The sequence below is a fragment of the Anaerococcus cruorum genome (assembly GCF_046365495.1).
In the GTDB taxonomy this organism is placed as follows: domain Bacteria; phylum Bacillota; class Clostridia; order Tissierellales; family Peptoniphilaceae; genus Anaerococcus; species Anaerococcus cruorum.
In genome coordinates, this window is sequence record NZ_JBGMEH010000003.1 from 213,168 (window position 1) to 239,601 (window position 26,434).

27 protein-coding genes are annotated in these 26,434 nt (G+C 31.7%); 3 read left to right on the forward strand and 24 right to left on the reverse strand.

Annotated elements, in window-relative coordinates:
• From dusB to ACCQ40_RS04235, 9 genes are all read right to left on the reverse strand, one after another.
• A complete protein-coding gene (gene dusB, locus ACCQ40_RS04195; protein WP_410032739.1) occupies positions 1–963 on the reverse strand; it encodes a tRNA dihydrouridine synthase DusB in 963 nt (320 codons plus the stop codon).
• Positions 944–1,729 carry a type III pantothenate kinase gene (locus ACCQ40_RS04200; RefSeq protein WP_410032740.1) on the reverse strand — a complete coding sequence of 262 codons (786 nt, stop codon included), beginning with the start codon at positions 1,727–1,729 and terminating at the stop codon, positions 944–946. The genes dusB and ACCQ40_RS04200 overlap by 20 nt, the downstream gene beginning before the upstream one ends.
• A gap of 73 nt (positions 1,730–1,802) precedes the next feature.
• Positions 1,803–2,297, reverse strand: a complete 495-nt coding sequence (locus ACCQ40_RS04205; protein ID WP_410032741.1) for a DUF5673 domain-containing protein — start codon at positions 2,295–2,297, stop codon at positions 1,803–1,805.
• A 34-nt stretch (positions 2,298–2,331) separates the two neighbouring features.
• Positions 2,332–2,886 (reverse strand): hypoxanthine phosphoribosyltransferase, encoded by a 555-nt coding sequence (gene hpt / locus ACCQ40_RS04210; RefSeq protein ID WP_394011869.1) that lies wholly within the window; start codon positions 2,884–2,886, stop codon positions 2,332–2,334.
• On the reverse strand, positions 2,879–4,240 hold the full coding sequence (gene tilS / locus ACCQ40_RS04215; protein ID WP_410032742.1) for a tRNA lysidine(34) synthetase TilS: 1,362 nt from the start codon (positions 4,238–4,240) through the stop codon (positions 2,879–2,881). The genes hpt and tilS overlap by 8 nt, the downstream gene beginning before the upstream one ends.
• Positions 4,224–4,682 (reverse strand): FtsB family cell division protein, encoded by a 459-nt coding sequence (locus ACCQ40_RS04220; RefSeq protein ID WP_410032743.1) that lies wholly within the window; start codon positions 4,680–4,682, stop codon positions 4,224–4,226. Before ACCQ40_RS04220 ends, tilS begins: the two co-directional genes overlap by 17 nt.
• A complete protein-coding gene (locus ACCQ40_RS04225) occupies positions 4,669–4,920 on the reverse strand; it encodes an RNA-binding S4 domain-containing protein (protein WP_394020152.1) in 252 nt (83 codons plus the stop codon). The genes ACCQ40_RS04220 and ACCQ40_RS04225 overlap by 14 nt, the downstream gene beginning before the upstream one ends.
• Positions 4,921–5,002: 82 nt before the next feature.
• A complete protein-coding gene (locus ACCQ40_RS04230; RefSeq protein ID WP_394011877.1) occupies positions 5,003–5,815 on the reverse strand; it encodes a YsnF/AvaK domain-containing protein in 813 nt (270 codons plus the stop codon).
• Positions 5,816–5,937: 122 nt separating this feature from the next.
• Positions 5,938–6,177 carry a DUF2382 domain-containing protein gene (locus ACCQ40_RS04235; RefSeq protein WP_394011879.1) on the reverse strand — a complete coding sequence of 80 codons (240 nt, stop codon included), beginning with the start codon at positions 6,175–6,177 and terminating at the stop codon, positions 5,938–5,940.
• A gap of 70 nt (positions 6,178–6,247) precedes the next feature.
• On the opposite strand from ACCQ40_RS04235, the gene ACCQ40_RS04240 reads away from it, so the two are divergent.
• Positions 6,248–7,282: a DNA polymerase IV gene (locus ACCQ40_RS04240; protein ID WP_394020148.1), complete on the forward strand. Its 1,035-nt coding sequence runs from the start codon at positions 6,248–6,250 to the stop codon at positions 7,280–7,282.
• Positions 7,283–7,318: 36 nt separating this feature from the next.
• Here ACCQ40_RS04240 and recA read toward each other — a convergent pair whose 3' ends face one another.
• From recA to ACCQ40_RS04305, 13 genes are all read right to left on the reverse strand, one after another.
• Positions 7,319–8,371 (reverse strand): recombinase RecA, encoded by a 1,053-nt coding sequence (gene recA / locus ACCQ40_RS04245; RefSeq protein ID WP_394020146.1) that lies wholly within the window; start codon positions 8,369–8,371, stop codon positions 7,319–7,321.
• A gap of 9 nt (positions 8,372–8,380) precedes the next feature.
• Complete coding sequence (gene pgsA / locus ACCQ40_RS04250) at positions 8,381–8,911, reverse strand: CDP-diacylglycerol--glycerol-3-phosphate 3-phosphatidyltransferase (protein ID WP_410032744.1); 531 nt, start codon at positions 8,909–8,911, stop codon at positions 8,381–8,383.
• Positions 8,898–11,228 carry a DNA translocase FtsK gene (locus ACCQ40_RS04255; RefSeq protein ID WP_410032745.1) on the reverse strand — a complete coding sequence of 777 codons (2,331 nt, stop codon included), beginning with the start codon at positions 11,226–11,228 and terminating at the stop codon, positions 8,898–8,900. The genes pgsA and ACCQ40_RS04255 overlap by 14 nt, the downstream gene beginning before the upstream one ends.
• 82 nt (positions 11,229–11,310) lie before the next feature.
• On the reverse strand, positions 11,311–13,473 hold the full coding sequence (locus ACCQ40_RS04260; protein ID WP_410032746.1) for a polyribonucleotide nucleotidyltransferase: 2,163 nt from the start codon (positions 13,471–13,473) through the stop codon (positions 11,311–11,313).
• A 44-nt stretch (positions 13,474–13,517) separates the two neighbouring features.
• Positions 13,518–13,784: a 30S ribosomal protein S15 gene (rpsO, locus tag ACCQ40_RS04265; protein ID WP_410032747.1), complete on the reverse strand. Its 267-nt coding sequence runs from the start codon at positions 13,782–13,784 to the stop codon at positions 13,518–13,520.
• Positions 13,785–13,894: 110 nt separating this feature from the next.
• Positions 13,895–14,833, reverse strand: a complete 939-nt coding sequence (locus ACCQ40_RS04270; RefSeq protein ID WP_410032748.1) for a bifunctional riboflavin kinase/FAD synthetase — start codon at positions 14,831–14,833, stop codon at positions 13,895–13,897.
• Positions 14,823–15,707, reverse strand: coding sequence for a tRNA pseudouridine(55) synthase TruB (truB, locus tag ACCQ40_RS04275; RefSeq protein ID WP_410032749.1), 885 nt, complete (start codon positions 15,705–15,707; stop codon positions 14,823–14,825). Before truB ends, ACCQ40_RS04270 begins: the two co-directional genes overlap by 11 nt.
• Positions 15,707–16,663 carry a DHH family phosphoesterase gene (locus ACCQ40_RS04280; RefSeq protein WP_410032751.1) on the reverse strand — a complete coding sequence of 319 codons (957 nt, stop codon included), beginning with the start codon at positions 16,661–16,663 and terminating at the stop codon, positions 15,707–15,709. The genes truB and ACCQ40_RS04280 overlap by 1 nt, the downstream gene beginning before the upstream one ends.
• On the reverse strand, positions 16,653–17,036 hold the full coding sequence (gene rbfA / locus ACCQ40_RS04285; RefSeq protein ID WP_410032752.1) for a 30S ribosome-binding factor RbfA: 384 nt from the start codon (positions 17,034–17,036) through the stop codon (positions 16,653–16,655). Before rbfA ends, ACCQ40_RS04280 begins: the two co-directional genes overlap by 11 nt.
• 1 nt (position 17,037) lies before the next feature.
• Positions 17,038–19,290 carry a translation initiation factor IF-2 gene (infB, locus tag ACCQ40_RS04290; protein ID WP_410032753.1) on the reverse strand — a complete coding sequence of 751 codons (2,253 nt, stop codon included), beginning with the start codon at positions 19,288–19,290 and terminating at the stop codon, positions 17,038–17,040.
• A gap of 10 nt (positions 19,291–19,300) precedes the next feature.
• A complete protein-coding gene (gene rnpM, locus ACCQ40_RS04295) occupies positions 19,301–19,567 on the reverse strand; it encodes an RNase P modulator RnpM (protein ID WP_410032754.1) in 267 nt (88 codons plus the stop codon).
• 3 nt (positions 19,568–19,570) lie between these two features.
• The gene (gene nusA, locus ACCQ40_RS04300; protein ID WP_410032755.1) at positions 19,571–20,938 is read right to left on the reverse strand and encodes a transcription termination factor NusA; all 1,368 of its coding nucleotides are present in this window, start codon (positions 20,936–20,938) and stop codon (positions 19,571–19,573) included.
• 9 nt (positions 20,939–20,947) lie between these two features.
• On the reverse strand, positions 20,948–21,391 hold the full coding sequence (locus ACCQ40_RS04305; protein WP_394011906.1) for a ribosome maturation factor RimP: 444 nt from the start codon (positions 21,389–21,391) through the stop codon (positions 20,948–20,950).
• Between the two features lie 216 nt (positions 21,392–21,607).
• Here ACCQ40_RS04305 and ACCQ40_RS04310 point away from each other — a divergent pair, with 216 nt between their 5' ends.
• The gene (locus ACCQ40_RS04310; RefSeq protein ID WP_394011908.1) at positions 21,608–23,062 is read left to right on the forward strand and encodes a carbon starvation CstA family protein; all 1,455 of its coding nucleotides are present in this window, start codon (positions 21,608–21,610) and stop codon (positions 23,060–23,062) included.
• 48 nt (positions 23,063–23,110) lie between these two features.
• Positions 23,111–23,422: a hypothetical protein gene (locus ACCQ40_RS04315; RefSeq protein WP_394011910.1), complete on the forward strand. Its 312-nt coding sequence runs from the start codon at positions 23,111–23,113 to the stop codon at positions 23,420–23,422.
• A gap of 38 nt (positions 23,423–23,460) precedes the next feature.
• Here ACCQ40_RS04315 and ACCQ40_RS04320 read toward each other — a convergent pair whose 3' ends face one another.
• Both ACCQ40_RS04320 and ACCQ40_RS04325 read right to left on the reverse strand, forming a co-directional pair.
• Positions 23,461–24,105 (reverse strand): ABC transporter ATP-binding protein, encoded by a 645-nt coding sequence (locus ACCQ40_RS04320; RefSeq protein ID WP_410032756.1) that lies wholly within the window; start codon positions 24,103–24,105, stop codon positions 23,461–23,463.
• A gap of 9 nt (positions 24,106–24,114) precedes the next feature.
• Positions 24,115–26,343, reverse strand: a complete 2,229-nt coding sequence (locus tag ACCQ40_RS04325) for a hypothetical protein (RefSeq protein WP_410032757.1) — start codon at positions 26,341–26,343, stop codon at positions 24,115–24,117.
• Positions 26,344–26,434 lie beyond the last annotated feature (91 nt).

The window sequence follows — 26,434 nt, forward strand, 5'->3', positions numbered from 1 at the left end:
TCATCCCTCTAAAACATTCTTATATTCATCTAATAAATCAAATATTTTTTCTTTTGTTTTTAATTTATTAACTTCATCACGGACCTTGCTTGAGTCCTTAAGTCCTTTTATATACCATCCTACGTGCTTTCTCATCTGATTTACTACTAGCTTTTCATCTTTAAATTCTAAAGATAGGGCATACTGCTCTTTGATTTGATCAATTATTTCACTCGGGCTTACCTTGCTATAAGTTCCAGTTTTTAAATAATCTTTAATATATTTAAACAAGAATGGATTGCCCATAGCACCCCTTGCAAGCATAACTCCATCAGCATTAGTAGTTTCTATGATTTTTATAAAATCATCTACAGAAAAAACATCTCCATTTGCTATTACTGGTATAGTTAAAGCTTCTTTTAATTTTTTAATATCATCCCAGTTTGCGCTTCCGCTATATTGTTGCTCACGAGTCCTGCCGTGTAGGATGACATAATCTACACCATTATCCTCGCAAATCTTACCAATTTCAACAAAATTTCTACGTGTATCATCTACACCTGATCGAAATTTTACATTTACTTTTTTATTAGTAGAATTTACCAGCGTTTTAGTTATCTTATCAACTAAGTCTGGTTCTTTCATAAGAGCTGAGCCTTCTCCATTTTTATATATCTTTGGAGCAGGACAGCCCATATTAAAGCTTAAGTCAGTAATAGTATCAATTGGATTTATCTTTTCTTTTATAGCTCTTTCAATTTTTTCTGGGTCTCTGCCAAAAATTTGGATATTTGCGTGTTTTTCTTTATCAGCTATATAAAGAATTTCATCGGTTTGTTTGTTATCATAAATCATGGCATTTACACTTGCCATTTCCGTAAATGTTTTATCCGACCCGTATTTTTCGCAAATTATCCTAAAGGCTACGTCTGTAACTCCTGCTAGGGGAGCTAACATGATTTCTTTATTTTTTAATTCTGTCATAAATAATTTTTAGCCCATCTAACATCAAATCAGGTTCGATACGGTTAATATATTTTGATTCACTTGCAATTAATTCAGAATAGCCACCAGTTGCTACTACCTTTATCTCATCTGTTATCCCATAGTCATTTATAAGTTCATTTTCAATTTGACTTATAAGACCATCTATTAAGGCAATATATCCGTAAACAATCCCAGCATTCATACTTTCTGGTGTAGTTCTTGCTATTGCTGTTTTTGGATTTCTAAGTTCAATTTTTGGTAACTGAGCAGTCATGCCAAAAAGACCATCTTGGGCGATGCGGATACCTGGTGCTATAGATCCACCTAAGTATTTTGCATCTTTTGTTATGACATCAAAAGTAATAGCTGTTCCCATATCTACTATTATAGCTGGTCCGCCATATTTATTGTAAGTTGCAACTGCATTTACAATTCTGTCTGCCCCAACATCTTTTGGTGACTCATAGTCATTGGTAATACCTGTATCAGTCATATAATCAATAACTATAGGGTCCTTATCAAAAAGTTTGCGGTTACATGATTGCCATGCATACATGATATCAGGAACTACTGATGAAATAATGGTATCATCGATACATTCTTTATCAATTTCATGAATTGTAAACATATTAAAAAGGGTAGCTACTAATTCATCGCTGGTGCGTTTTAAATTTGTAGCCACTCTATATCTGAATTCTAATTTATCTTTGTTGAAAACACCTAGAACAGTATTGGTATTTCCTACATCTACTACTAGCAGCATCGTATCTCCCTTTAAGGTTTTAGTAAATAAAATTTAACTCTAATATAATACGATAATTTCCTCTTTAATTCAACTATTTACCTAGTTTATATTTTCTTATAAGTCTGTTAACTTCTACTATATCTAAAGACTTTACTTTTGTTGCTTCATTTGTATTTTGCTTATCTTTTTTAGCTTGGATTACAAAGTCATTTTTTTCCTTATCAAAGCCCCATTTTTTTATTTCTTTGTAGGTATAAAAAGTGGAATTTATAAGAATTCCATTTTCTGCAATATACAATTTATTTTGTTGGGATAGGGCAAATACAAAGGCTAATATGACCATAACAATAGACATCATAATAGCATTTTTATTATCTTGCTTAAGTCCTGCTACCAGATTAAATACACCTGTTGCTAGTAAAAAGGCTAATAGCACCCACTCAAAAGTAGTAGATGGTCTATCAAATCTATTTACTTCTCCTTGTAATAACTTTTTATTTTTTTGTGCTTTGATAAGTCTATAAGCAAAAAATACAATAATTGCTAAATACATTATCAAAACAAAACTATCTAAATTTCTATCCATAATAACTCCTCACATAAAAAATAGGTCTTATGACCTATCCTTCATAAACTTCTCTTTTTAATACACCTATAAATGGCAAATTTCTATAACTTTGGTCATAGTCTAGTCCAAATCCTACTACAAATTCATCTGGTATCTTAAAGCCATACCAGTCTGGCTTTATATCAATTGTTCTTCTTTCTGGTTTATCAAGTAGGGTTACGATTTTAATATCTTTTGGATCTCTTTTTTCTAAGTTAGTTTTTAGTTTATATAAGGTATTTCCTGTATCAATTATATCCTCTACTAGCAATACATTTTTATCTTTGATATCAGTATCCAAGTCCTTTAAAATTTTTACATTTCCAGTTGAAGTAGTACCTGCTCCATAAGATGATACTGCCATAAATTCTAGGTTTGTATCTACCTTAATATGTTTTGCAAGCTCAGACATAAACATTACAGACCCTTTAAGAATCCCTACCATTATAAGAGTATCTTCATTCTTGTAATGATCATTTATATATGAAGCTAATTTTTTTATTCTAAGGTTTATACTTTCTTCATCAATTAAAACTTTTTCAATTATATCATTTGTATCACTAATCATTTGCCACCTCTATTTTCAATATACTTTTTGTGTTGCTATTAACCTTATAATCCTCAGATATTCTATATCCTGTTATCCAAATTATTTCATCATTTGATAAAATTATAGGAACTTCATTACGGATATTTTTATCAACCTTTTGATCTATAAAAAAATCTTTTAGCTTTTTATTATGACTCATCCCCAAGGGTTTAAATCTGTCCCCATTTCTCCTAGTCCTAACGGTAAGAGGGAAAGAAATCTTATCTAAGTCAAAATATCCTATATTTTTATCATTACTACTTTTTTTTAAAACTTTATCAGCCCTTATACTATATCCATTAAAATTAATTTCTTGGCCAAGTTCAAGGCTAAGAATATTATAAGAAAGTTTTTTATTTGTAATAATTTCTAAATCATAAGACTGATAATTTTTTCTAAAAATTATATCATCTTTAATAATTTTTTTACCCGTATCAAGGTCCACAAGTCTTATAAATTCATCTACATTTTCTCTTGATAAATCTTTTATCTCACCCTTAAGTTTAAAAATAGCTTTTCTAATAATTCTAGACTTTTTATTATAAGAAAGATTTTCAAATTCCTTTATATCAAATTTTATATAAGTATCTGCTTCACTTAGCGCAATAGACTTATATATGTCTTCTATAATTTCATCTATGATTTCTAAATCATTTTTTACAAGGTCTGATAAGTTAAAAAAGTTTGATTTTACATTAGAGTTTATTTTTTCTAGGCTTGGGAAAATCTCATTTCTAATATAATTTCTGGTATAGTCATTTTCTAAATTTGTCGAATCTATAGCATAATCTATATTATTTTCTTCTAAGTAAGAGAGGATTTCTGACTTTTTAAAGGATAAGATTGGTCTTATTATCCTGCCATTTTTATAATCCATGGCAGCTAAACCATCTAAGCCAGTACCTCTTATCATACGAAATAGCATGGTCTCTGCCTGATCATCCATATTATGGGCAATAGCAATCTTAGAATTTTTATTTCCATTGGCTAATTGATTAAAAAAATCATACCTTAACCTGCGGCCAGCATCTTCGACAGATATCTTATTTGCTTTTGCAAAATCATCCATGCTAGCTCTTTTGACTTCTACTTTCATACCTAGTTTTTGCCCAGTTTCTTTTACTAGGTTTTCATCAAAAGATGCTTCTTTTCTATGTAGGTGGTTTAAGTGGGCAAGAATAATATTTAAATTATATTCTTCTTTTATTTGATTAAAAAGGTAGATTAAAAATTGGCTATCTGGGCCACCACTTGCACCAATTATTATGGTATCATTTTTTTCTACTAGATTATATTTTTTTATATTGGATAAAAATCTATTGATTATCGTCATTACTTGTTTCTGGTTCTAAGGGTTCTTCTGATTGTTTTTCTTTGTTTATAGTATCTTCTTGATTATTTTTGTCCTCATCTTCTTCTGTTGACTTATCTTCTTTATTATTTTTTTCATTAACTTCTTCTAGTGACTTATCTTCTTGTTTACTTTCAGTATTACCCTTTGTCATACCCAGTCTTTCTTGGGCAATTTTTTCCTTAAATTGATCAGTATTTCTTATTTCATAGTCTTTTTCTAGACTAGTAATTTCTTTGTTTACATCATCTAGCTTTTTTTGAGTAGAAGAAATTTCAGTATCTAACGAATTTATTTCTGCCTTCATCATTTTATTTAGAAAGATATAAGAAATTACTGATATAAGCAGGACTAAAAATATGGTTAATAAAAACCTTCTATTTTTAGCTTTTCTTCTTCTCTGATATGATTTAGCTTTCGCCATCGATAACCTCATACATTTCACCGGCAGTAGACTTCTTTGCTCCATCTATTAGGTCAGTTACTTTTACTTTTAAGTTACTTTTTCCAAAAGCAATCTCTATTATATCGTCTTCTTCTACTATAGAGCCTGGTTTTGCAACATTTCCATTTATTAATACTCTGCCATTTTCACATGCTTCTTTTGCAACTTGCCTACGTTTTATTATTCTTGAATTTTTTAAAAATTTATCTATTCTCATAGGCTTATTTTACTCTAATAACGTACTTATAGCTAGCTAAAAACAAAAGCCCAGGCTAAGCCTGGGCTAAATAATTTTTATCTTATAATAGGTGATCTTCGTCTGAATCTACTTCTTTAACATCACCATTTTCAACAACGTCTAATCTTTCTTTTCTTACTTGATCAGAAACTCTTTGGTTTTCAGTAACTGTTTCAGTATTTACATCTACTTCTTCTGATACGTAAGCTTCTTTATCTACAGATACTTGTTCTTCGTGGATTGGAATTCTGATTTCATCAGCTGTTTCATCGAAGTTGTATCCATCTACTGCTTCACCTTCTACAGCGTGTCTTTCAACAGTAACTCTTTCTTTTTCTACTGGAACTTCGATTTCTTGAGTTTCTGTTACAACTTCTTTTTTAAGTCCAATTTCACCAGTTTGAACTCTTTGTTTGTTTACTCTTAGTCTTTCTTCGTGAAGTCTAATTTTTTCATTTTTTGATAGGTCATCTCTTTCAAGAATATCATTGTCGATGTAGTCTTTTCTTTGTTCATAAGCTGCATCTACATATTCTGGATCATCTAAGAAACCATCTCTTTCGATAGCTAATACATAGTTACCATTTTCTACTGCACCTAGTGCTTCGTCAGATACGTTTCTATCAAATCCGAAATCACCAAAGTATGTTGGATCTAAATCTTCACCTGTGTAGTAAGCATAGATTCCGTTGTAGTCTGGGTCTAATGTATCTCTATTAGCTCTATCTGAAATTCCGTAATATCTTAGATTGTCATTATCAAATTCATTTGCAGAAATTACTTCTAGTTCGCTATCGCTAAATCCTTGAGCTCTAAGTTGATCAATTCTTGCTAAAAGTTCATCTTCTGTTCTAAATGTTTCAAAATTTGCCATTATAATCTCCTTTTTAATTGCTAGACTTATTGTCTAATTTGTTCTAGTAGGTATATACCCCCTAGTAATTTTTATTAAACATAAATATAAAAATTTTTTTAAATTTTTACAAATATTTATATTTATTGTTCAATATTATCAAAATTTAGTTTACTATCATCAACTGTAATAATCTCTTTTCTAACTGGAACTCTAATAGTTTGCATCTCTATATATTTTTCTCTTCTTATTACAAGCTCTTCTACAACTTTTTTTTCTTTTCTAACTGTTACTCTTTCTTCATGCAAAGGAATAACTATAGTTTCGCCTCTTTTTAGCTTTTCTAGATATTCCTCATTTAAATCATCTTTTAAATTAGTCATCTAAATCATCCTTTCACACTTTTTTTATTTATACCCACAATTTAAAAAGTATAGTAGTATAGGTGATAATATGAATAATATTTTACATATAGACTGCGATGCCTTTTATGCATCGTGTGAAGAAATTAGAAATCCTAAACTTAAAAATTATCCTCTTGCAGTGGGAGGACTTACTAATAAATCAATAATTACAACAGCAAATTATAAGGCTCGTGAATATGGCTTGCACTCTGCTATGCCAGTTTTTATAGCCAAAGAACTATGTCCTCATGTAATTTTAGTGCCAGTAGACCATCCATATTATAGGAAAAAATCTGAAGAAGTTTTTACTATTATAAAAAAATATGCCAAAAATTTTGAGCAAGTTTCTATAGATGAGGCCTATCTTGAAGTAGATAATAAAAATCCTTATGCTTTAGCAAGACATATCCAAGATGAAGTGTATAAAAAGACCCAAATTAATGTTTCTATAGGTATTTCTTACAACAAATTTTTGGCAAAACTTGCAAGTGATTGGAATAAACCCCATGGTTTAAAAGAAATAAATAAGGAAGATGTCCCTGATATCTTGCTTGATTTTGATATAAAAAAAGTACACGGATTGGGCAAACATGGAGTAGAAAAATTAAATACTATTGGTATCTATACTATAAGGGACCTATTAAGACTTGATGAAGAATTTTTGATAGATTTATTTGGAAAACAAGGCTCTTACATCTATGGGGTTATCAGAGGTGAGGATAAAAGAGAAATAAATCCAAGTAGGGTAAGAAAATCATTGGGACGAGAAAGAACTTTTAGGAAAAATACCAATGACATTAATATTTTAAATAATTACTTAAAAGAAATTGCAGAAAAAATCGAGTTTGATTTAGCAAATAAGGATTTGCAGGGAAAAACTGTTAATTTAAAACTTAAAAATAGTGACTTTAAAACGACAACTCGTGCTATAACCTTCCAAGAACCTATATACAAGAAAGAAAATATATATGAGGCTGCAAGTGATCTATTAAATGAAGTTTATAAGGGCGAATATATTAGATTAATAGGCATCTCTTTATCAAAATTATCAAACAGAAATAGCAACCAATTATCGTTTTTGTAATAAAAAAGTACTGAAATTAATCAGTACTTTTTATTTTTATTCTGTATCTAGACTTTGTTGACCCTCTTTTTCTTCATCCTCAAAAAGGTCTGGATTTTCTTCATCATCTCTTAGGGTTGCTCTGATTTTACCTTCGATTTCATTCATGATATCTTGGTTTTCTTCTAAATATGTTTTTACATTTTCACGACCTTGACCAAGTTTTTCTCCATCATAAGAGAACCATGATCCAGCCTTATCAACTATATCCATTTCTACTGCGGTATCTAAGATTACCCCAGATTTTGAAATACCAGATCCATACATGATATCAAATTCTACAACTTTAAATGGAGGTGCAACTTTATTTTTTACAACCTTTACTCTAGTACGAGATCCTATAGAATTATCTCCTTCAGTTATAGTTTTTATCCTGCGGATATCAAGTCTAACTGATGAGTAGAATTTAAGGGCACGTCCACCAGTTGTAGTTTCTGGTGAACCAAACATAACCCCAACTTTTTCTCTTAATTGGTTGATAAATACTACTGTAGTATTTGATTTTGCAATAACACCTGTAAGTCTTCTTAGGGCCTGACTCATAAGTCTAGCTTGTAAACCTACGTGGCTATCTCCCATTTCCCCTTCAATTTCTGCTCTTGGTACTAGTGCTGCTACTGAGTCAATGATAATTAAATCTACTGCTCCAGAGCGAACTAAGGATTCTGCTATATCTAATCCTTGTTCACCAGTATCAGGTTGGGATAGGATAAGATTATCTATATCTACTCCAAGATTTCTCGCATATTCTGCATCCATAGCATGCTCAGCATCTATAAATGCACACATATTTCCTTCTTTTTGATCTTCTGCAATCATATGAAGAGCAAGGGTTGTTTTACCAGATGATTCTGGTCCAAATATTTCTATTACCCTACCCCTTGGGATACCGCCTATTCCTAGGGCAATATCAAGATTGATAGCTCCAGTAGGTATAGCTGATACAGCTACTTTTGGTGCTTCGCCCATTTTCATTATGGACCCTTTCCCATATTTTTTCTCAATATTTTTAAAGGCTTGGTCTAAGGCTTTTTGTTTGTTATCATCCATAAAAATCTCCTATATATTTTCTAAGTCTAAGACTTCTTTGTTCTTTATTATATAATCTAAGCCGGAAATGATAGTTAATATTACTGCTAGGTAAAATACATAAATACCTATTTGATTTAGACTAGTATTATTAAGTAAAAGTAATACTAGGGCCACCATTTGGCTAGTAGTTTTTAGCTTTCCCCATTTGCTTGCTGCAATGGTTATACCTTTATCGGCTGCAAGGGTTCTAAAACCTGTAATAATCAATTCTCTTGCGATAATAATTATTACCGCCCAAGCAGGTATTATACTTCCTTCTACTAAAACAACAAAGGCCGCCATAGTTAATATTTTATCCACTAGTGGATCGACAAATTTACCAAAAGTTGTTACCAAATTGCGGCTACGGGCTAGATGACCATCTAGGGCATCAGTAAGAGATGCCACCACAAAAACTATTGCGGCTAGATTGTTAGTTGACCCATAAATATAATATAAGACTAAGAATACTGGTATTAAAAGTAATCTTAAAACTGTAACTTTATTAGCTATATTCACCTTGCTCTCCTTCAATGTAAGTTCTATCTACTAAAACTTTTCTTGGCTTACTACCTTCATAAGGACCTACTACACCTTTTTCTTCAAGCTGGTCTATTATCCTACCAGCTCTTGCATAGCCTACCCTTAATTTTCTTTGTAGAAGTGAAACTGAGGCAGTATTTTCGTCTATAATAATTTTTATTGCCTCATTAATTAATTCATCTTCATCATCGACTTCTTTTACTTGAGAATTTTCTTCAACTGTCTCTATGGCCTCTTGGTCATAGTTGGTCTTTGTTTCTTGTTTTATATAATCAACTACATCTAAAACTTCTGTATCAGAGACAAAGGCTCCTTGGATTCTAAGTGGTTTCATTGAATCACTTGAAGCATAGAGCATGTCACCCTTACCTAAAAGTTTTTCTGCTCCTGCTGCATCCAAAATAGTTCTAGAATCTGTTTGAGATGTAACTGCAAATGATATTCTAGATGGAATGTTCGCCTTTATAGTACCTGTAATAACATCTACAGTTGGTCTTTGCGTTGCAATTACTAAGTGAATACCACAGGCCCTTGATTTTTGAGAAAGGCGCATAATATAATCTTCTACTTCACTAGCTGCTGTCATCATTAAATCTGCAAGCTCGTCTATAATTACTACTATATATGGTAAGTTTTCCATAGATTCGTCAGATTCTGCTGCCTTTTTGTAGCCTTCTATATCACGGACATGGTATCTTTGGAAGGCCTTGTATCTTTTTTCCATTTCAGAAATAGCCCAAAATAGGGATGAACTAGCCTTTTTAGGGTCTGTAATTACTGGCATAATTAAATGTGGAATGCCATTATAAACAGAAAGTTCTACAACCTTTGGGTCAATCATTAAAAGTTTTACCTCATCTGGTGAATGTTTGTATAAAATACTCATTATTATAGTGTTGATACACACTGACTTACCTGAGCCAGTAGCTCCCGATACTAATAAATGTGGCATTTTTTCTATACCAGATACTACAGGATCTCCTGCTATAGATTTTCCCATAGCGAAAGGAATTTTTGACTTAGCATTTGCAAATTTGCTAGTAGATATTATTTCTTTAAAGCCAACTATTTCTTTACTATCATTTGGTACTTCTATTCCTACATGGCTTTTACCAGGAATAGGGGCCAAAATTCTAATCCCACTGGTTGCAAGTGATAAGGCCAAATCATCTGCAAGATTTAATATCTTACTTACCTTTACCCCTCTTTGTGGTTTTAATTCATAGCAAGTTACAGTCGGTCCGATGTCAATTTGAACTACCTTTGCTTCTATGCCAAAACTTTCTAAGGTTTCTTCTATAGCTAGGGCTTTTTCTTTGATTTCGCCCTCATCTATAGATCCTGCATCAGACCTATCTTCTAAAAGATCAATTGGTGGATAGTTATAATCATCAAAGTCTTTTTTAAAAGACTCATCTAAATCTCTCATTTCAATTTGCTTTGATTTATAGCTTCTTACTTCTATTTCTTCATCTTCTTTGAAATCATAGGTTTTAATTGGTTTTTTCTTAGGTGTTTCAACTTTCACTGGCTCTTCTGAAACTTTTTGAGTTAATTCGGTATTTATTGGTTTTTCTTCTAGAATTGCTCCTAAGTCCTTATTGTCTTCTAAAATTATCTCTTCTTTGTCTTTCTCAGACTCTTTTTCGATATAAGAAGCATCTCTTTTTTCTTTAATCCCTCTAAATAAATTAGATGTTTGCCCACCAATATAGATTAAAATGTCCTTAACCTTTATTAAAAACTCCCCATAAGTCATAGGACTAATGCCTACTACAAATAAAAATATAGAAAGGCCAAATAAAATATCAAGACCTAGAGTTCCTAAAAAACTTACTATATAATAGGCAAAAAATCCGCCAAATATTCCACCAGAATCTTTTGCATTTACAATATTGTAATCCATAGTCCAACTTAAATCATTTCTCACATAGGATTTTGACATAAAGGCTAGGGTCATTGTAAATAGCAAATACAAAAGCAAAAAGTTTTTGATATTTACCTTATACTTATCCCTATAAGCAAAAAGAAAACTTATAAAAACTATAAGAGGAAATAACAGAGCAAGTTTTCCAAATGTATTGGTAAAAGTGCTAGTAACTATATTTCCAAGTTTGCCTGTATTTGATGAAAGTATAAATATAAAGAAAAATAAGGATAGACCCATCATTACTAGGGAAAATATATTAAAGTTAAAGGTCCACTCTCTTTTTTTTGTTGGTCTTTTCTTATTTTTTTGAGGTTTGCTTGTAGATTTTTTTCTTATTCTATTGTCATTTTTACTATTTGCCATATCTTACCTCACTATAAATTATATTATATCAAGGCTAAAAAATAAACTGCCAGAAAATGGCAGCTTATCTATTAAATTTCTATTATTTATTTCTTGGGTCTTCATCAGCAGGCCATGCTTCTGCTTTTGAATTATTTTTGTAGTCTTCTCTATCTTCTCTTTCAGGTTTTTCTAATAGAGCTTTTCTAGAAAGATTTATTCTTCCTTGTCTATCTATTTCAGTAACTTTTACTGTTACTTCATCACCTACAGATAAGACATCTTCTACTTTATCAGTTCTAGCATGGTCGATTTGTGAAATGTGAAGTAAGCCTTCCTTACCAATTGCAATTTCTACAAAGGCACCAAAGTTCATAATTCTAGTAACTTTTCCTGTGTATACATCTCCCACTTGTGGGTCAGTTACAATGGCACGAATCATTTCGATTGCTTTTTTACCACTTGCTCCATCAGTTGATGCAACTGTAATATGTCCATCATCCTCTGTTTCGATTGTTACTCCAGTTTCATCGATAATTTTATTAATTGTTTTACCACCTGAGCCTATTACATCACGTACCTTTTCTGGATCAATATCAATTGTGAATAGTCTTGGTGCATAGTCAGATATATCTGCTCTTGGTTTTTCAATGGTCGATTCTATTAAATCTAGAATTTGCATTCTAGCTTCTTTTGCATTATCTAGTGATTCTTCTAGGACTTCACGAGTAATTCCTGCAATTTTCATATCCATTTGTAAGGCTGTAATACCATCACGAGTACCTGCAACTTTAAAGTCCATATCTCCTAGGTGGTCTTCTAGGCCTTGGATATCTGTAAGAATTGAAATTGAATCTTCTTCTTTGATAAGTCCCATTGCTATACCTGCAACTGGTTTTTTAATTGGCACACCTGCATCCATTAGTGAAAGTGTAGATCCACAAATTGAAGCTTGAGAGCTTGATCCATTTGAACTTAAAACTTCTGATACAACCCTAATTGTATATGGGAAGTCACTTTCATCTGGAAGTACTGGTACTAAAGCTCTTTCTGCAAGGTGACCATGTCCAACTTCACGACGGCCTGGTGCACGAAGTGGTTTTACATCTCCAACACTAAATGGTGGGAAATTGTATTGGTGCATGTATCTTTTTTGAATCTCTTCACGATTAAGTCCATCAATTATTTGAACATCAGCTGGTGAACCTAAAGTAGTAACTGATAATACTTGAGTTTGTCCACGTTTGAATAAACCTGATCCGTGTACTCTAGGTAAAAGACCCGCTTCAGCTGAAAGTGGTCTGATTTCTTTTAAATCACGGCCATCTGGTCTAATTTTGTCAATAGAAATCATACGACGAACTTCTTTTTTCATAATCTCATCAATTACTCTGTGAATTTCATCTTCTGTTTCTGGATATTCTTCTAAGTATTTTTCTTTAGCTGCTTCTTCTATATTAAAGATAGCTTCGCCACGTTCCATTTTATCAGTTGTTCTAATAGAGCCTTTTATATCTTCTGAGTAATCTGCTATGATTTTTTCTTCTAACTCTGAAGGAACAGTTACTTCTACTAGTTTTTTTTCTTTACCAATTTCATCAATGATTTCTTGGATAAAGTCAGAAATATGACCTATTTCTTCATGAGCTATTAGCATTGCTTCTAGCATTTGTGCTTCAGTAAGTTCATTTGCACCTGCTTCTACCATGTTGATAGCCTCTTTGCTACCAGCAACTGTTAAGTCAAGCTCAGATTTTTTTCTTTGCTCTTCATTTGGAAATACAACAAATTCTCCATCAACAAAACCTACTGAAACAGCTCCAACTGGTCCATTAAATGGAATATCTGAAGTACCAAGGGCAATACTTGCACCAATTGTTGATAAGCAATCTGGCTGATTATCTTCATCCATTGATAAAACTGTGGCAATTATTTGCACATCATTATAATAATTTTCTGGGAAAAGTGGACGCAAAGGTCTATCCATTTGGCGGGAAATAAGGGTAGCTTCATCAGATGCTTTACCTTCTCTTTTTAAAAAACCACCTGGGATTTTTCCTACTGCGTATAATTTTTCCTGAAAATCACAAATTAGTGGAAAAAAGTCTATTCCCTCTCTTGGTTTTTCGCTAGCTACTGCAGTCACTAAAAGAGAAGTGTCTCCACTTTTTATGTAACATTCGCCATTAGCCTGTTCTGCAAATTTTCCTATTGTTACATCAAGCTCATAACCATGCTTTGATGTATAAGTATATTGTTTCTCCATCTTTTCTCCTAAAAAATAAGGCGGGATAATACCCCGCCAATCAACTAACCTCTGATGCCTACTTTTGCGATAATTGCTCTATATCTTTCGATATCATTATCTCTTAAGTAGTTTAATAACCCTTTTCTACGTCTAATCATTTTGAAAAGTCCTCTTCTTGATGAGTGGTCTTTTGGATTAGCCTTTAAGTGTTCTGTTAAATCTTTAATTCTGTAGCTTAAAATAGCTATTTGTACTTCTGGAGAACCTGTGTCTCCTTCTTCTAATTGGTATTCTTTAATAAGTTCTGTCTTTTTTTCTTGTGATAACATAATTTTCCTCCTATATGTTTATATGCCTTTGACCGTGTAAAAGTCGAGGTTGCGTTTACAAAGCCAAGGTACCTAAGGTATTATACCAATAAAAAAAGCATTTGTAAAGCTTACAAATACTTATTATTTATCATATCAATCGCTTGTTTTTTGTCCATTTCCATTTGCTTAATAAGATCATCAACTGAGTCAAATTTCATATCGTCACGGAAAAATTCTAAAAACTCAATTGCGATGTTTTCCCCGTATATATCCTCATTAAAATCTAGAATATATGTTTCTACTTTTCTAAAGTCATTTTCAAAAGTTGGATTTGAACCTACATTGCTTAGGGCAAAGTGATTTTTGCCTCCTACATTAACGCGGGTTAAATATACTCCATCCTTAGGAATGGTATAGGAAAAATTCATTTTTAGATTTGCTGTTGGGAAATTTAGCGTACGGCCTCTTTTATGACCATCTACTACTTCTCCTCTAATTTTATAAGGCCTACCTAAATAAGTATTTGCCTTATTTATATCACCGTTTTTTATAAGATTTTTTATAGTACCAGAGGAGATTTTTTCTCCATTATCAAGTTCAAAATCAACTACTTTTGTTTGATAGGCAAATTCATCTTGCAAGGTCCTTAATTTTTCAATATCTCCCATAGCATTTTTGCCAAAGCGATAATCTTCTCCTACAACTATATATTTAGTATTTAATTTTTTATACAAAATCTTAGCTATAAAGTCTTTAGGACTAAGCGATCTAAATTCTTCATCAAATTCTAGAATACAAAAGGTATCCAAGCCCATTTGAGCAAGGATTTCTATTTTGTCATCTAAACTTGTTAAATAGTCTTTTTCATCTATCAAAGTTTTTTTACTATTTTCTTTAAAAAGTAAAACTGAAGGGACCAAATTAAGTTGATGGGCAAGCTCTATATTTTTTTTGATTAATTTTTGGTGACCTATATGGATACCATCAAAATTACCCAAGGCAATGGCCTTGGGCTCAAAATCAGTCATGCCCCTATCTAGGTCATAAATTTTTATATTATTTTTCATAAAATACTTTCTCCATTTTTAGAAAATATTTGTCACAACTTTTGTGGGCTTTGCCTAGGCCTATAAATTCATTTTCTACATAAACCCTATGTAGGCTATTTGTATCCATACTCTTAACCGCCATAGTCATACCATTTGTAGCCTGTTTTAAATAAGACTTGTCTAAAATAATTTTGGGATAAGTTTTTAGGGCATAATCAACTGGTTTTAATTTATCAAGTACTTCTTTCCTGCTCATATTTAGTAAGTCTTCAGAATTTATTGCATCTTCTATATAAAAATCGCCCACCTTAGAACGGGTCAAACTATTTACATAAGCAAAAGAGCCTAGATTTTCACCTAAATCGTCGATTAGTGTTCTAATATAAGTGCCCTTTGAACAGGTGATTTTAAAAGTAGCCTTTGGAAAATTAAAATCAACTATCTTAAAAGAATAGATGTTTACTTGACGTTTTTTACGTTCCACTTCTATACCTTTTCTAGCCAAATCATAAAGTTTTTGGCCATTTACTTTTATAGCTGAATACATGGGTGGTATTTGAGTGATCTCTCCTATGAAATTTTCCATTTCTTTTTCTAAATCTTCTCTAGTAAAAGTTACATCAGAAGTTTCTACTACTTCTCCATCATAGTCTAGGGTGTCCGTTCTTTTACCAAAAATTGCCTCTGTAATGTATTCTTTTCTTTCATCCATTAAAAAGTCTGAAACCCTAGTTGCCTTACCAATTACTATTGGTAAAACTCCACTTGCTTCTAGGTCTAAGGTTCCAGTATGTCCCACTTTTTTGGTATTTAATGCTTTTTTTACAAGGCTGACACATTTATTAGAAGATATGCCCACTTCTTTGTTTATATTTAAAATTCCACTAATCATTATATATTTTTAAGGATTTCATAAGCTTTTTTAGCTGCTGATTCTAGGCTATCATCAAATATAGAAAAACCACTAGCATTAACGTGGCCTCCACCGCCATTTTCGCGGGCTACTTTTGCAATGTCAATCCCCTTAGATCTCATGGATACTTTATATTCTCCATTATCATATTCTTTTAAAAGCATAGCCACTTCTATACCTTCAAGGTCTCTTAGGATATTTACAACATGCTCACTATCACCCATTTGTACGCCAAATTCATCTACCTTATCTTTAGAAGCTATGGCAAAAACTTTATTCTCAATAAATTCTGCATTAGCAATTAAATCTGTCTCAAATTTTAAAGTTTTTATTGGCTTATTTTGATATAAGGCTTGGTAAATAAAATCTTTATCGGCACCAGCATCTATTAACTTTCCAGCAACATCGAAGGTTTCACGATTCGTATCATAATACATAAACCTACCAGTGTCAGTTACAATTCCTGTAAACAAGAGGCCTGCTGTTTTTTCATCTAAGGGTAGGTCTAGTTTATTAATTATTTCATAAACTAATTGACATGTAGCTGGAGCATCTGGGTGGATAATATTTAAGTCTGAAGTAATTTTACCGCCTAAATGGTGGTCAATTACTGCAGTTTTTTTAGAATTGTGGGCTACTGGTTGAGCATCACCTATACGGTCAAATTCTGAAGCATCTAAGATTAATAATAAATCATAAGAATCTTTATAGTCATTTTTATAATATTCTAAATCAGGTAAAAATTTTAAATAATTATCAATAGTATCATGACCTAAAACTTCTACATCTTTTCCATAATTTCTTAATGCACGAGCTAGACCCAAAGAAGATCCCAAGTTATCTCCGTCTGGATTTACATGGGATACTACTCCGATCTCATCTGCCTGATCGATTAGACTTTTTAATTGTTCTAAGTTTTCTCTACTAATTGTCATCTTCTTTATGAGCCCTCTCATCTTTTGCAATGGTTTCTTTGATAAGTTTTTCCATGTATGCCCCATATTCGATAGATTCATCTAATTTAAATCTAAATTCGGGCATGGAACGTAGTCTCATCCTATCTCCAATTAGCATTTTTATATACCCTTTTGCTTGATTTAGAGCATCTAGGACATCTTCTTTTTTTCCATTATCTCCTAGTACTGATATATAGCAATCAGCAAAAGAAAGGTCGTTTGTGACCCTTACTTCTATTACTGAAACTGTTGCTGTATCTGATAGTCTTGGATCATTTAAATCATCTCTAATTATTTTTGATAATTCTTTTTGGATTTCTGCTCCAATTCTTTCAGTTCTAATTTTTCTCATTCTAGTCTCTTTCTTTTTCGACTACTTCGTAGGCTTCCATAACATCGCCTACTTTTATATCATTAAATCTATTTAAACCGATACCACCTTCATAGCCGTTAGCAAGTTCTTTGGCATCATCTTTAAATCTTTTCATTGATGAAATATCCCCATCAAAAATTACTACGTTATCACGAAGTAGTCTGATTTTTGCTCTTCTAGGTACTGAACCACTTGTTACCATAACACCTGCAATTGTACCAACACTTGGTACTTTAAATGTATCACGTACTTCTGCACGACCTAGTACTTCTTCTACAAATTCTGGATCAAGCATACCTTTTATAGCATTTTCTACATCTTCAATTGCTTCATAGATTACGCTATAAGTTCTTATTTCAATATTATTATCTTTAGCTCTCTCCATTGCTCCTTGAGTTGGACGAACGTTAAATCCGATAATAATTGCGTTTGAAGCTTGGGCTAATAATACATCTGATTCTGTAATACCACCAACAGCACCTGCAACTACTGAAACTTTTACTTCTTCATTTGATAGTTTTAAAAGTGATTGGCTTACAGCATCCACAGTACCTCTTACGTCTGTTTTTACTATTACATTTAATTCTTTTAACTCACCTTCGGCAGCTTCGCCTGATAAATCTTCAAGGCTAGCTCCCTTGGCCATAAGTCTTTCTTCTCTTTTTTGCTCTTCTGCACGTGCTGCATAGGCTCTTGCAGTTTTTTCATCTTCTACCGCAAATAATTTATCCCCAGCTTCTGCAACATCTGATAAACCTAAGATTTGTACTGGAACAGATGGGCCCGCTTCTTTGATAGCATTTCCTTTAGAGTCAAACATTGCACGAATTCTACCTGAAGCTGATCCTGTAAGAACATTATCTCCTTCATGTAGAGTACCTTTTTGTACTAAAACTGTAGCAACTGGACCACGGGCCTTATCAAGTTGAGCTTCAATGATTAGACCTACAGCATCCCTGTTTGGATTTGCTTTTAGTTCTCTCATTTCTGCAACAAGTAGAACCATTTCTAGTAATTCTTCTATGCCTTGGCCTGTTTTTGCAGAAACATCAACTGTGATTGTATCTCCACCCCAATCTTCTGAAACAAGACCATATTCCATGAGTTCTTGTTTTACTCTATTTGGGTCAGATTGTTCTTTATCTACTTTGTTTACTGCAACTACTATTGGAATTTCAGCAGCTTTTGCGTGGTTAATAGCTTCTACAGTTTGTGGCATAACACCATCATCTGCAGCTACAACTAGGATTGCAATGTCTGTTGACTGAGCCCCTCTCATTCTCATTTCTGTGAAGGCTTCGTGGCCTGGAGTATCTAAGAATGTGATTGCTCTACCATTTAAATCTACAGAATAAGCACCGATATGTTGGGTAATACCACCAGCTTCACCACTTGTTACGCGGGTATTTTTAATTGCATCTAATATAGAAGTTTTACCATGGTCAACGTGACCCATTACTGAAACTACTGGTGCACGTGTTATTAAATCTTCTTCATTATCTTCATAATCTAGATCAATTTCTTGCTCTTCTATGGCAGAAAATTCTTGTTCTAAGCTAATTTCTTTACCAAAGTCCATAGCAATTAATTCTGCTTGTTCAAATTCAATAGTGTCATTAAGGCCTGCCATTACTCCAAGTTGGATTAATTTACCAATAACAGCATTAGAATTTTCGCCAATTTTTTCTGCAAAGGCACTTACTGTAACTACTTCTGGAATTTCTATTTTGCCATTTTCATTATTTTCTTTGGCTGGTTGGTTGTTTGCCTTATTAGATTTTGATTTTCTATTTTTCTTCTTACGATTTTTGTTAGATTTGTTTGGATTAAAATCTTCATTATCGTCATTGTCGAAATTTTTCTTTGATTTAGCTTTATTTTTTACTTTATTTGATTTACCGATTTTTTGTTTTGATCCGTGCATGCTTTCATCATCATCGTAATCATCCATCTCATCGTAATTTACTTTATTATTTTTTTTCATATTTGCTTTTTGTTCTTTTTGAGTTTCCTTATTTGATTGTTCTTTTTTTTGCTCTTTTTGATTGGTTTTCTCATCATCATTTGAGCTTTCAGTGAAGAATTCCTTTATTAGCTCTAGGTCATCTCCGCTTACACTTGACATATGAGATTTTATTCCTAGTCCAAATTCCTCATTTAAAAGTTCAACCATTTTTTTTGCTGGCATTCCTTGTTCTTTTGCTAGTTCGTAAACTCTAATTTTATCAGCCATCTATTTCACCTCATTTTACTTCATAAGCTTCTAACTCCTCGTAAAGTTTATCATCTATTTTTTGTTTAAATACACGATTGAGCTTATTATTTTTCCTAACATCAGCTAGGCATTCACTATTTTTACAAATGTATGCTCCGCGTCCGTTTAGTTTTCCTGTTTCATCTATTACAACGCCTACTTCTTTGTTGTTTACAACTCTTAATAGGTCGTTTTTATCATAAAGATTGCCACAATTTATACATTTTCTTTGGGGAATCTTTTTTGTTTTTTTCATTTTCTACTGATCCTCATCTTCATCATCACTTTCCCTGTGTGGTACAAGGTCAGATTCATCAGTATATACATCTTCAAGTTGACTTTCATCAACATCTATTTGACTAGTTAAAGAATCATTTTCTTTATCATAAAGTTCTTCTAATGTATCGCTTGTGATATCTTCTACTTCTTCATCAGATAAATCATCGCTTGCTTCATCTATGATTTCTCTATCTTCACTAGCCATCTGATCAGTTATTTCATCTGGATTTTCGACTAATTCCTCATCTATCATAATTTCTTTATTCTCTTGATTTAATCCTAAAATTTCATCAATTTCTTCATCAGTCATCTTATCAAAGTCTTCTTTTGATTTGATATCTATCTTCCAGCCTGTAAGTCTTGCAGCAAGCCTTGCATTTTGACCTTCCTTACCTATTGCTAGGGAAAGTTGTTGGTCATTTACTACTACTAAGGATTGTTTATTTTTTTCATTTGTTAAAACTTCTATAATATCTGCTGGAGATAGGGCATTTGATATAAATTCTTCAATATCTTTGTTATAGTTTATGATATCTATTTTTTCATTTTGCAGTTCTTCTACTATTGAATTTACACGAGAGCCTTTATAGCCTATGCAAGCTCCTACTGGATCTATTGCTTCATCGTTTGAGAAGACCGCAATTTTTGTACGAGATCCTGCCTCACGAGCTAGAGAATATATTTCTATTACCCCCTCAGTTATTTCTGGAACTTCTAGTTCAAAAAGTCTTGTTACTAGATTTTCACTAGAACGAGAAAGGATAATTTGTGGTTCTTTGGATGAATTTTTAACATCTTTTATTAAAAATTTCATTCTTTCATTTGGAATATATTCTTCATTTACCACTTGTTCTTTAAGTGGAACTATGCCCTCGATTTTATCAAGATTTACATAAAGATTGTAGTTATCTTGCCTTTGGATAGTTCCTGTTATCATTTCATTTTCACGGTCTAGGTATTCACCATAAACTGAATCTCTTTGGGCATCTCTTATTTTTTGGATTACAATATTTCTTGCAGTTTGTGCTGCAACTCTACCAAAGTTTTTTGGAGCAATTTTTATTCTTGCTACATCCCCTATTTCTAGGTTGCTGTCAATTTCTTCTTTTGCTTCTTTTAGAGAAATTTCATTGATATTATCATTTACATCATCAACTACTTCTCTTAGGGCAAATACTTCTATATCTCCTGTTTGCTTATCTACTATAACATCTACATTTTCTGCATTGTCATAATTTTTTTGATAGCTTTTTACAAGAGCTTTTTCAAGTGCATCTAAGATAACATCTTTATCAATATTTTTATCTTTTTCCAGCTCCTCTAAGGCTAGTATAAACTCTTCATTCATCAGTTCTCCTTAAAATACAATTTCTATTTTTATTTGTTTGATATCTTCTTTTTCTACTTCAAGACTTTCTTTATCATTTACATCAAAAACAAGGCTATTTTCTTTTATTTCTTCTATAAAGCCTATAAAAACTTGGCCATTTTTTAGAATTACTTTTAAAGGCTCGCCTGCATTTCTTTCAAGATCTCTATCAGTTTTTAAAGGTCTTGATAAATCTTGTGAGCTTACCTCTAAGTAGTAATGACCTTTTACTAAATCTAGTTCATCTAATTTTTCATCTAAGTAGGTGCTTACCTTCTCACAATCATCGATTGTTATCCCATCTTCATTATAAATAAAGAAGGTTAGTGTCTTACCTTCGTGTGTAGTTTTAAACTCTATATCAACTAATTCGTATCCTAAGTTTTCTATATCTTCTTCAAAGGTTTTTTTAAGGGTTGTTATTAAATCCATTTTACCATCCTTTGGCTCTACATATTAAAAGAGCGGATAACTTGCCCCACTCTTTGATAAAAATATTATACTGCAAAGCTTGCTATAATCAATAAATTTAAAACAAGATAGCTTTATAAAAACATTTGATATTTTTTTTACAAAAAATTTGCTTTTATTATCTTAAAAAGTTTATAATATAGCTAAATAATACATATTTTTTATTAGGAGGTTTATATGATATTATTCTTAATTGGTATTTTCATCCTTCTAGTTGGCGGTTATTTTTATTCCAAATATGTAGAAGGCCAACTAAAATTAGATGATAGACCAACACCAGCTGTTGCAAAAGCTGACGGTATTGATTTTGTTGCTATGCCAAAATGGAAAAACTGGCTAATTAACCTATTAAATATTGCAGGTACTGGCCCTATATTAGGACCTATCCAAGGTATACTTTTTGGAAAAATTGCCTTTTTAGCAATTCCTATCGGCTGTGTTATAGCAGGAGCTACTCACGATCTTTTAGTAGGTACTATGTCCATGAGAAATGGTGGTGCCCAAGTTCCAAGACTTGTTGGTAAATATTTAGGTAACGCTACTAGAAAAGTTTACAATATTGTAATAGGAATCTTACTTCTTTTAACAGGAACTGTTTTTGTCTACACTCCTGGGGACTTACTGGCAAACGATGTTTTAGGCCTAGGTGATGGATCAAAGGGTATTTGGATTATATATGCTGTTATTTTTGCTTACTATATCCTATCAACTGTTCTTCCAATCGATCAACTTATCGGTAGAATCTATCCATTATTTGGTGCATTTCTAATTATTTCCGCATTTGGTGTACTTATTGGGGTACTTACAAAAGGTGCTAGCCATCTAGAATTCGCTGGAGCAGGATATTTTAGCGAACACCCATTAGGTCAAAGATTTATTCCAGCTTTCTTTATTACAGTTGCATGCGGTATTCTATCTGGTTTCCACGGTTCTCAAGTAACATTAGTTTCTAGAACTATTGCAAGTGAAAGAGAAAATAGAGCAACATTCTACTCAACAATGATTGCTGAAGGAATCATCGCAATGATTTGGGCTGCTGGAGCTATGGTAATATTCTCACAAGGAATCGTTCCATTAGATACAAGAGCAACCTTAATGGTAGGGGAAATTTCTAAATACTTTATGGGTAATATTGGTGGACTTCTTGCCATTATTGGAGTAATCGTTCTTCCAATTACTTCAGGAGATACAGCATTTAGATCACTAAGACTTATCGTTGCTGAAGAGCTTAACATAGACCAAAAAGTTCCAGCAAAAAGAATCGCTGTTGCTTCCGTTTTATTTATTCCAGCTATTTTAATTCTTGTTTGGGCTAAAAATGACCCTAATGGTTTTAACTTATTATGGAGATACTTCGGCTTTACTAACCAATTAGTGGCAATATTCGCACTAGCAACTGCAACAAGCTATTTATTAAATAATAATGGTAATTACTGGATTGCCTTAGTACCAGAATTGTTCTACGCATTTATTGTATTCTCCTTTATTATTTCTGATAAGGGAGTAGGATTTGGTGCAGATTATAACATTGCATATATCTTAGGAGCAATAATTAGTATAGTAATAGCTGTATTAACAGTTAGAAAAGCTCGTAAGAATCAAGATAGAATTGCAAATATAATATTAAATTAAAATAAAAATTGGGGAGAACTATTCTCCCCCTTTTTTAAAGGATACAAAATGAGATTTATATATACAAAAAAAGCAAGAGATTATATAAAGAAAAATAATATAGAAAAAATCTTTATAAGAGAAGATATCGAAAGAGGAATGGGTTGCTGTGATTTAGGATCTATAAAGTTAAAAATAAGTCAAAAGGGATCTAATGAAGATAAATTAAAAAAAGAATACTCCAAGATAGTAACCACTTATTATGATCCAAAACTTGATTCCCTGCTTATGAACTATCCAGAGGTAGAAATATCAGTTTTTGGCATAGGTAAGAGAAAAAGTTTTTATACAGCAACAGAGTTTTCACCTTTAAATTCATAAAAAAATTCCATTTATAATAAAATGGAATTTTTTATTTACTATTTATTTATATCTATAATTCTATCGCATCTTTTAGCTATATCCATATCATGGGTTACAATCAATATAGTTTTATTATAGGCACTTCTTAAATTTAAAAGTATAGAAAAAACTTCATCACTCATAATAGGATCTAAAGAGCCAGTTGGTTCATCTGCCAAAATTAAATCTCCTGGTTTTAGTACACATCTAGCCAAGGCCACTCTTTGAGCTTCTCCTCCAGATATAGTATTTATTTTTTGCTCTATTATATCTAAGATATCAAGCTTATCTAAAATTTCATTTATTTTTGTAGATTTTTCTTCATCTTTTATATCTACATACTCCATAGCAACTAAAAGATTTTCTCTAACAGTTTTTTCATTTATCAAAGCATTTGTTTGAAAAAGATAATTTATTTCATTTCTCCTTAATAACGTAGCTTCTTTACTATTAAGATTAGGAAGTTTTTCTCCTTTTAGTAAAATCTCTCCACTATTATAAGTTTCTAAAAGTCCAATCATATTTAAAAGAGTTGATTTGCCTGAACCACTTTTTCCAACTATCGCTACTATCTCATTTTCATCTATTGAAAATGATAAATCATCTATTATTTTTCTATTACCATAAGACTTAGAAATATTATTTAATTCTATATGTTTCATTTTTATCCCCTATTTTAAAAACTCTACTAACATCTCAAACTGATTTTTATTGGTAAACTTTCTTAATAGTATAAGCTCAATTAAAGCAAAAATGATACCAAAGCATATACCAAATATTGACCCATTAAATATTGCAATTATTAAGTTTATAATACTTGCAACTATAACCATTATATAAATTGGCTTATATATTTTTTTATTATCATAGCCTAAGAATTTTTTGATATTTACTTCTTCTAGGTATATCTCCCTATAAAGGTTTATGAGTGCAGATAATATCGCTGCCGATATCCCAAAAAACAGTAAGCCAACTAATAAAAATGTAAAGATAGCTTGGGTTAGACTTCTAATCATGCCACCTATCAGTTCTCTTATCTGAACAAATTCAGGTTTATTATCATCAATATCATATTTTTTATAGTATTCATTATTTGCAAACTTATCATAGGCTTCTTGACTTAATTTTATTTCTGAACCAGTTTCCCCACCAGTTATTAAGTTTAATGATTCAATAATACTCATATTGTTAGTATTAACATAGTTTATAACTGGATTTGTAGATGTAGAAGGAAATTTTTCATTATACCTTTCATCATCAATATTATTTGGATAGGCAAAATAATCTTTATTATTGTTATAGATAAAAAACTTAATTCCTTTAAAATTTATATCAAAATTTTCCCTGTCTTTATCATCAGTCATATCAAGAAACATTTCTTCATCCATCTCTTTTAATGCTGTCTCTAATGACTTTCTATCTTCTTTTGAAAAGCTTTCAGGTATTAGATAAACTCTGTAGCCTTCGTTAGCTAACTTTTCCATTTCATTTGTTATATTTACCTGCATATCATCTTCTATATAATTTTTATTGGCAGTAAATAAAAGATATGAAAAATCTGGCGCATTGTCATAAAAGCCCATTTCTTTCATGTATTTACTCCATTCTTTATAACGGAAGTCTGTATATATAAATTTAACTCCATGCTCATTTTCTATAGACTGATAAAATCTATAAAAGTCTCTATGAAAACTCATAGGCGTAATAGAGTAGTCACCTTCAAAATCGTCACCATCATAAAAGCTAGTGGATACATAATAATCGGATACATTTTCCCATTCTTTTTTAGTAACTATCTGATCTTTTAGTTCAATTATCATATTATCTATATCCAAAAAGGATAAGGCACTTGTCGAAGTATTAAATATCATAAATAAAATTATGCCAAAAATAAGTAGGCCCTTTTTTGATGTCCTGCCATGGATGGCATCTATAGGCTTAACAGTCCTTAGTATAAGTGATGTTAATAATTCAAAAAATAAAAATATAGCTAAATTTATCATCCCAGCTAGTAAAAATACCGAGTAGAATTTTAAAGTATTAAAGCTTCCCTTAGTTAAAATAAAGCCATAAGGAATAAATAAAAGTGGTAAAAAATATGCTATTTTATTAATAGGCCCGTATATACTTTTTATATAAGATTTTTTAGACCAACCTTGTAGCAGGTAGACTCCCATATTCTTTAAGGATGAAACTGTTGTGGTGGTTAAAATTGTTATAATTATTAAAGTTAATACTGCATAGATAATTATAAAGCTGAGGGAATATCCGCCTTCCATTATAGCCGAGCCACCATTTGATGTTTTAATCTCATCTACACTTAGTCCAGTTACTTTAGATAGACCATCATAAAATCTATTTACACCTTCATCGTCTAGACCAATTAGCTTATATTCACCATTAAAGCCTCCAATTTTTCCAGTACCAGTTAAATTTATAAAAAAGTAACTATCTCCTAAAATGAACCTAGGAGTGGGCTCTATCGTGCTATAATCTCCATCTAGCAAACCAATAGTCCCACCCTTATCTAAGTTTTTAAAGCTTTGATCTGAAGCATACTGCTTGTCTAGAAATTCTAAATTTAATTTTTCTTTATTGGTTTCATAATCACCACTCATCCAATAACCATGAACTAATTTTTTTCCAGTATAGTCAGGACCTTCTACTTTTTTTACCATCAAGGCCTGGTTTTCCTTTAAAAAATTCGTTATGTAATCTCCTACTTCATTGCCTTTAGTTATATCAATATTATTTATAGAAACTTCTTTGTAATCGTTGGCTAAATTATCAAAGTTTTCCTTATATTTTTGATCTAAATATAGGCTTGTTGCTATAGCAAAGATTATTGATTGTAGGACTATCAATACTATAAGCAACTTCTCACTTGTACTCCTTTTCATAATGACCTCCAAATTTATCAAGTTTAGTGTTATATGTTTAGTATAACACCTTACTTATTATGAGTCAATTATTTATGTCTTTAATAATTAA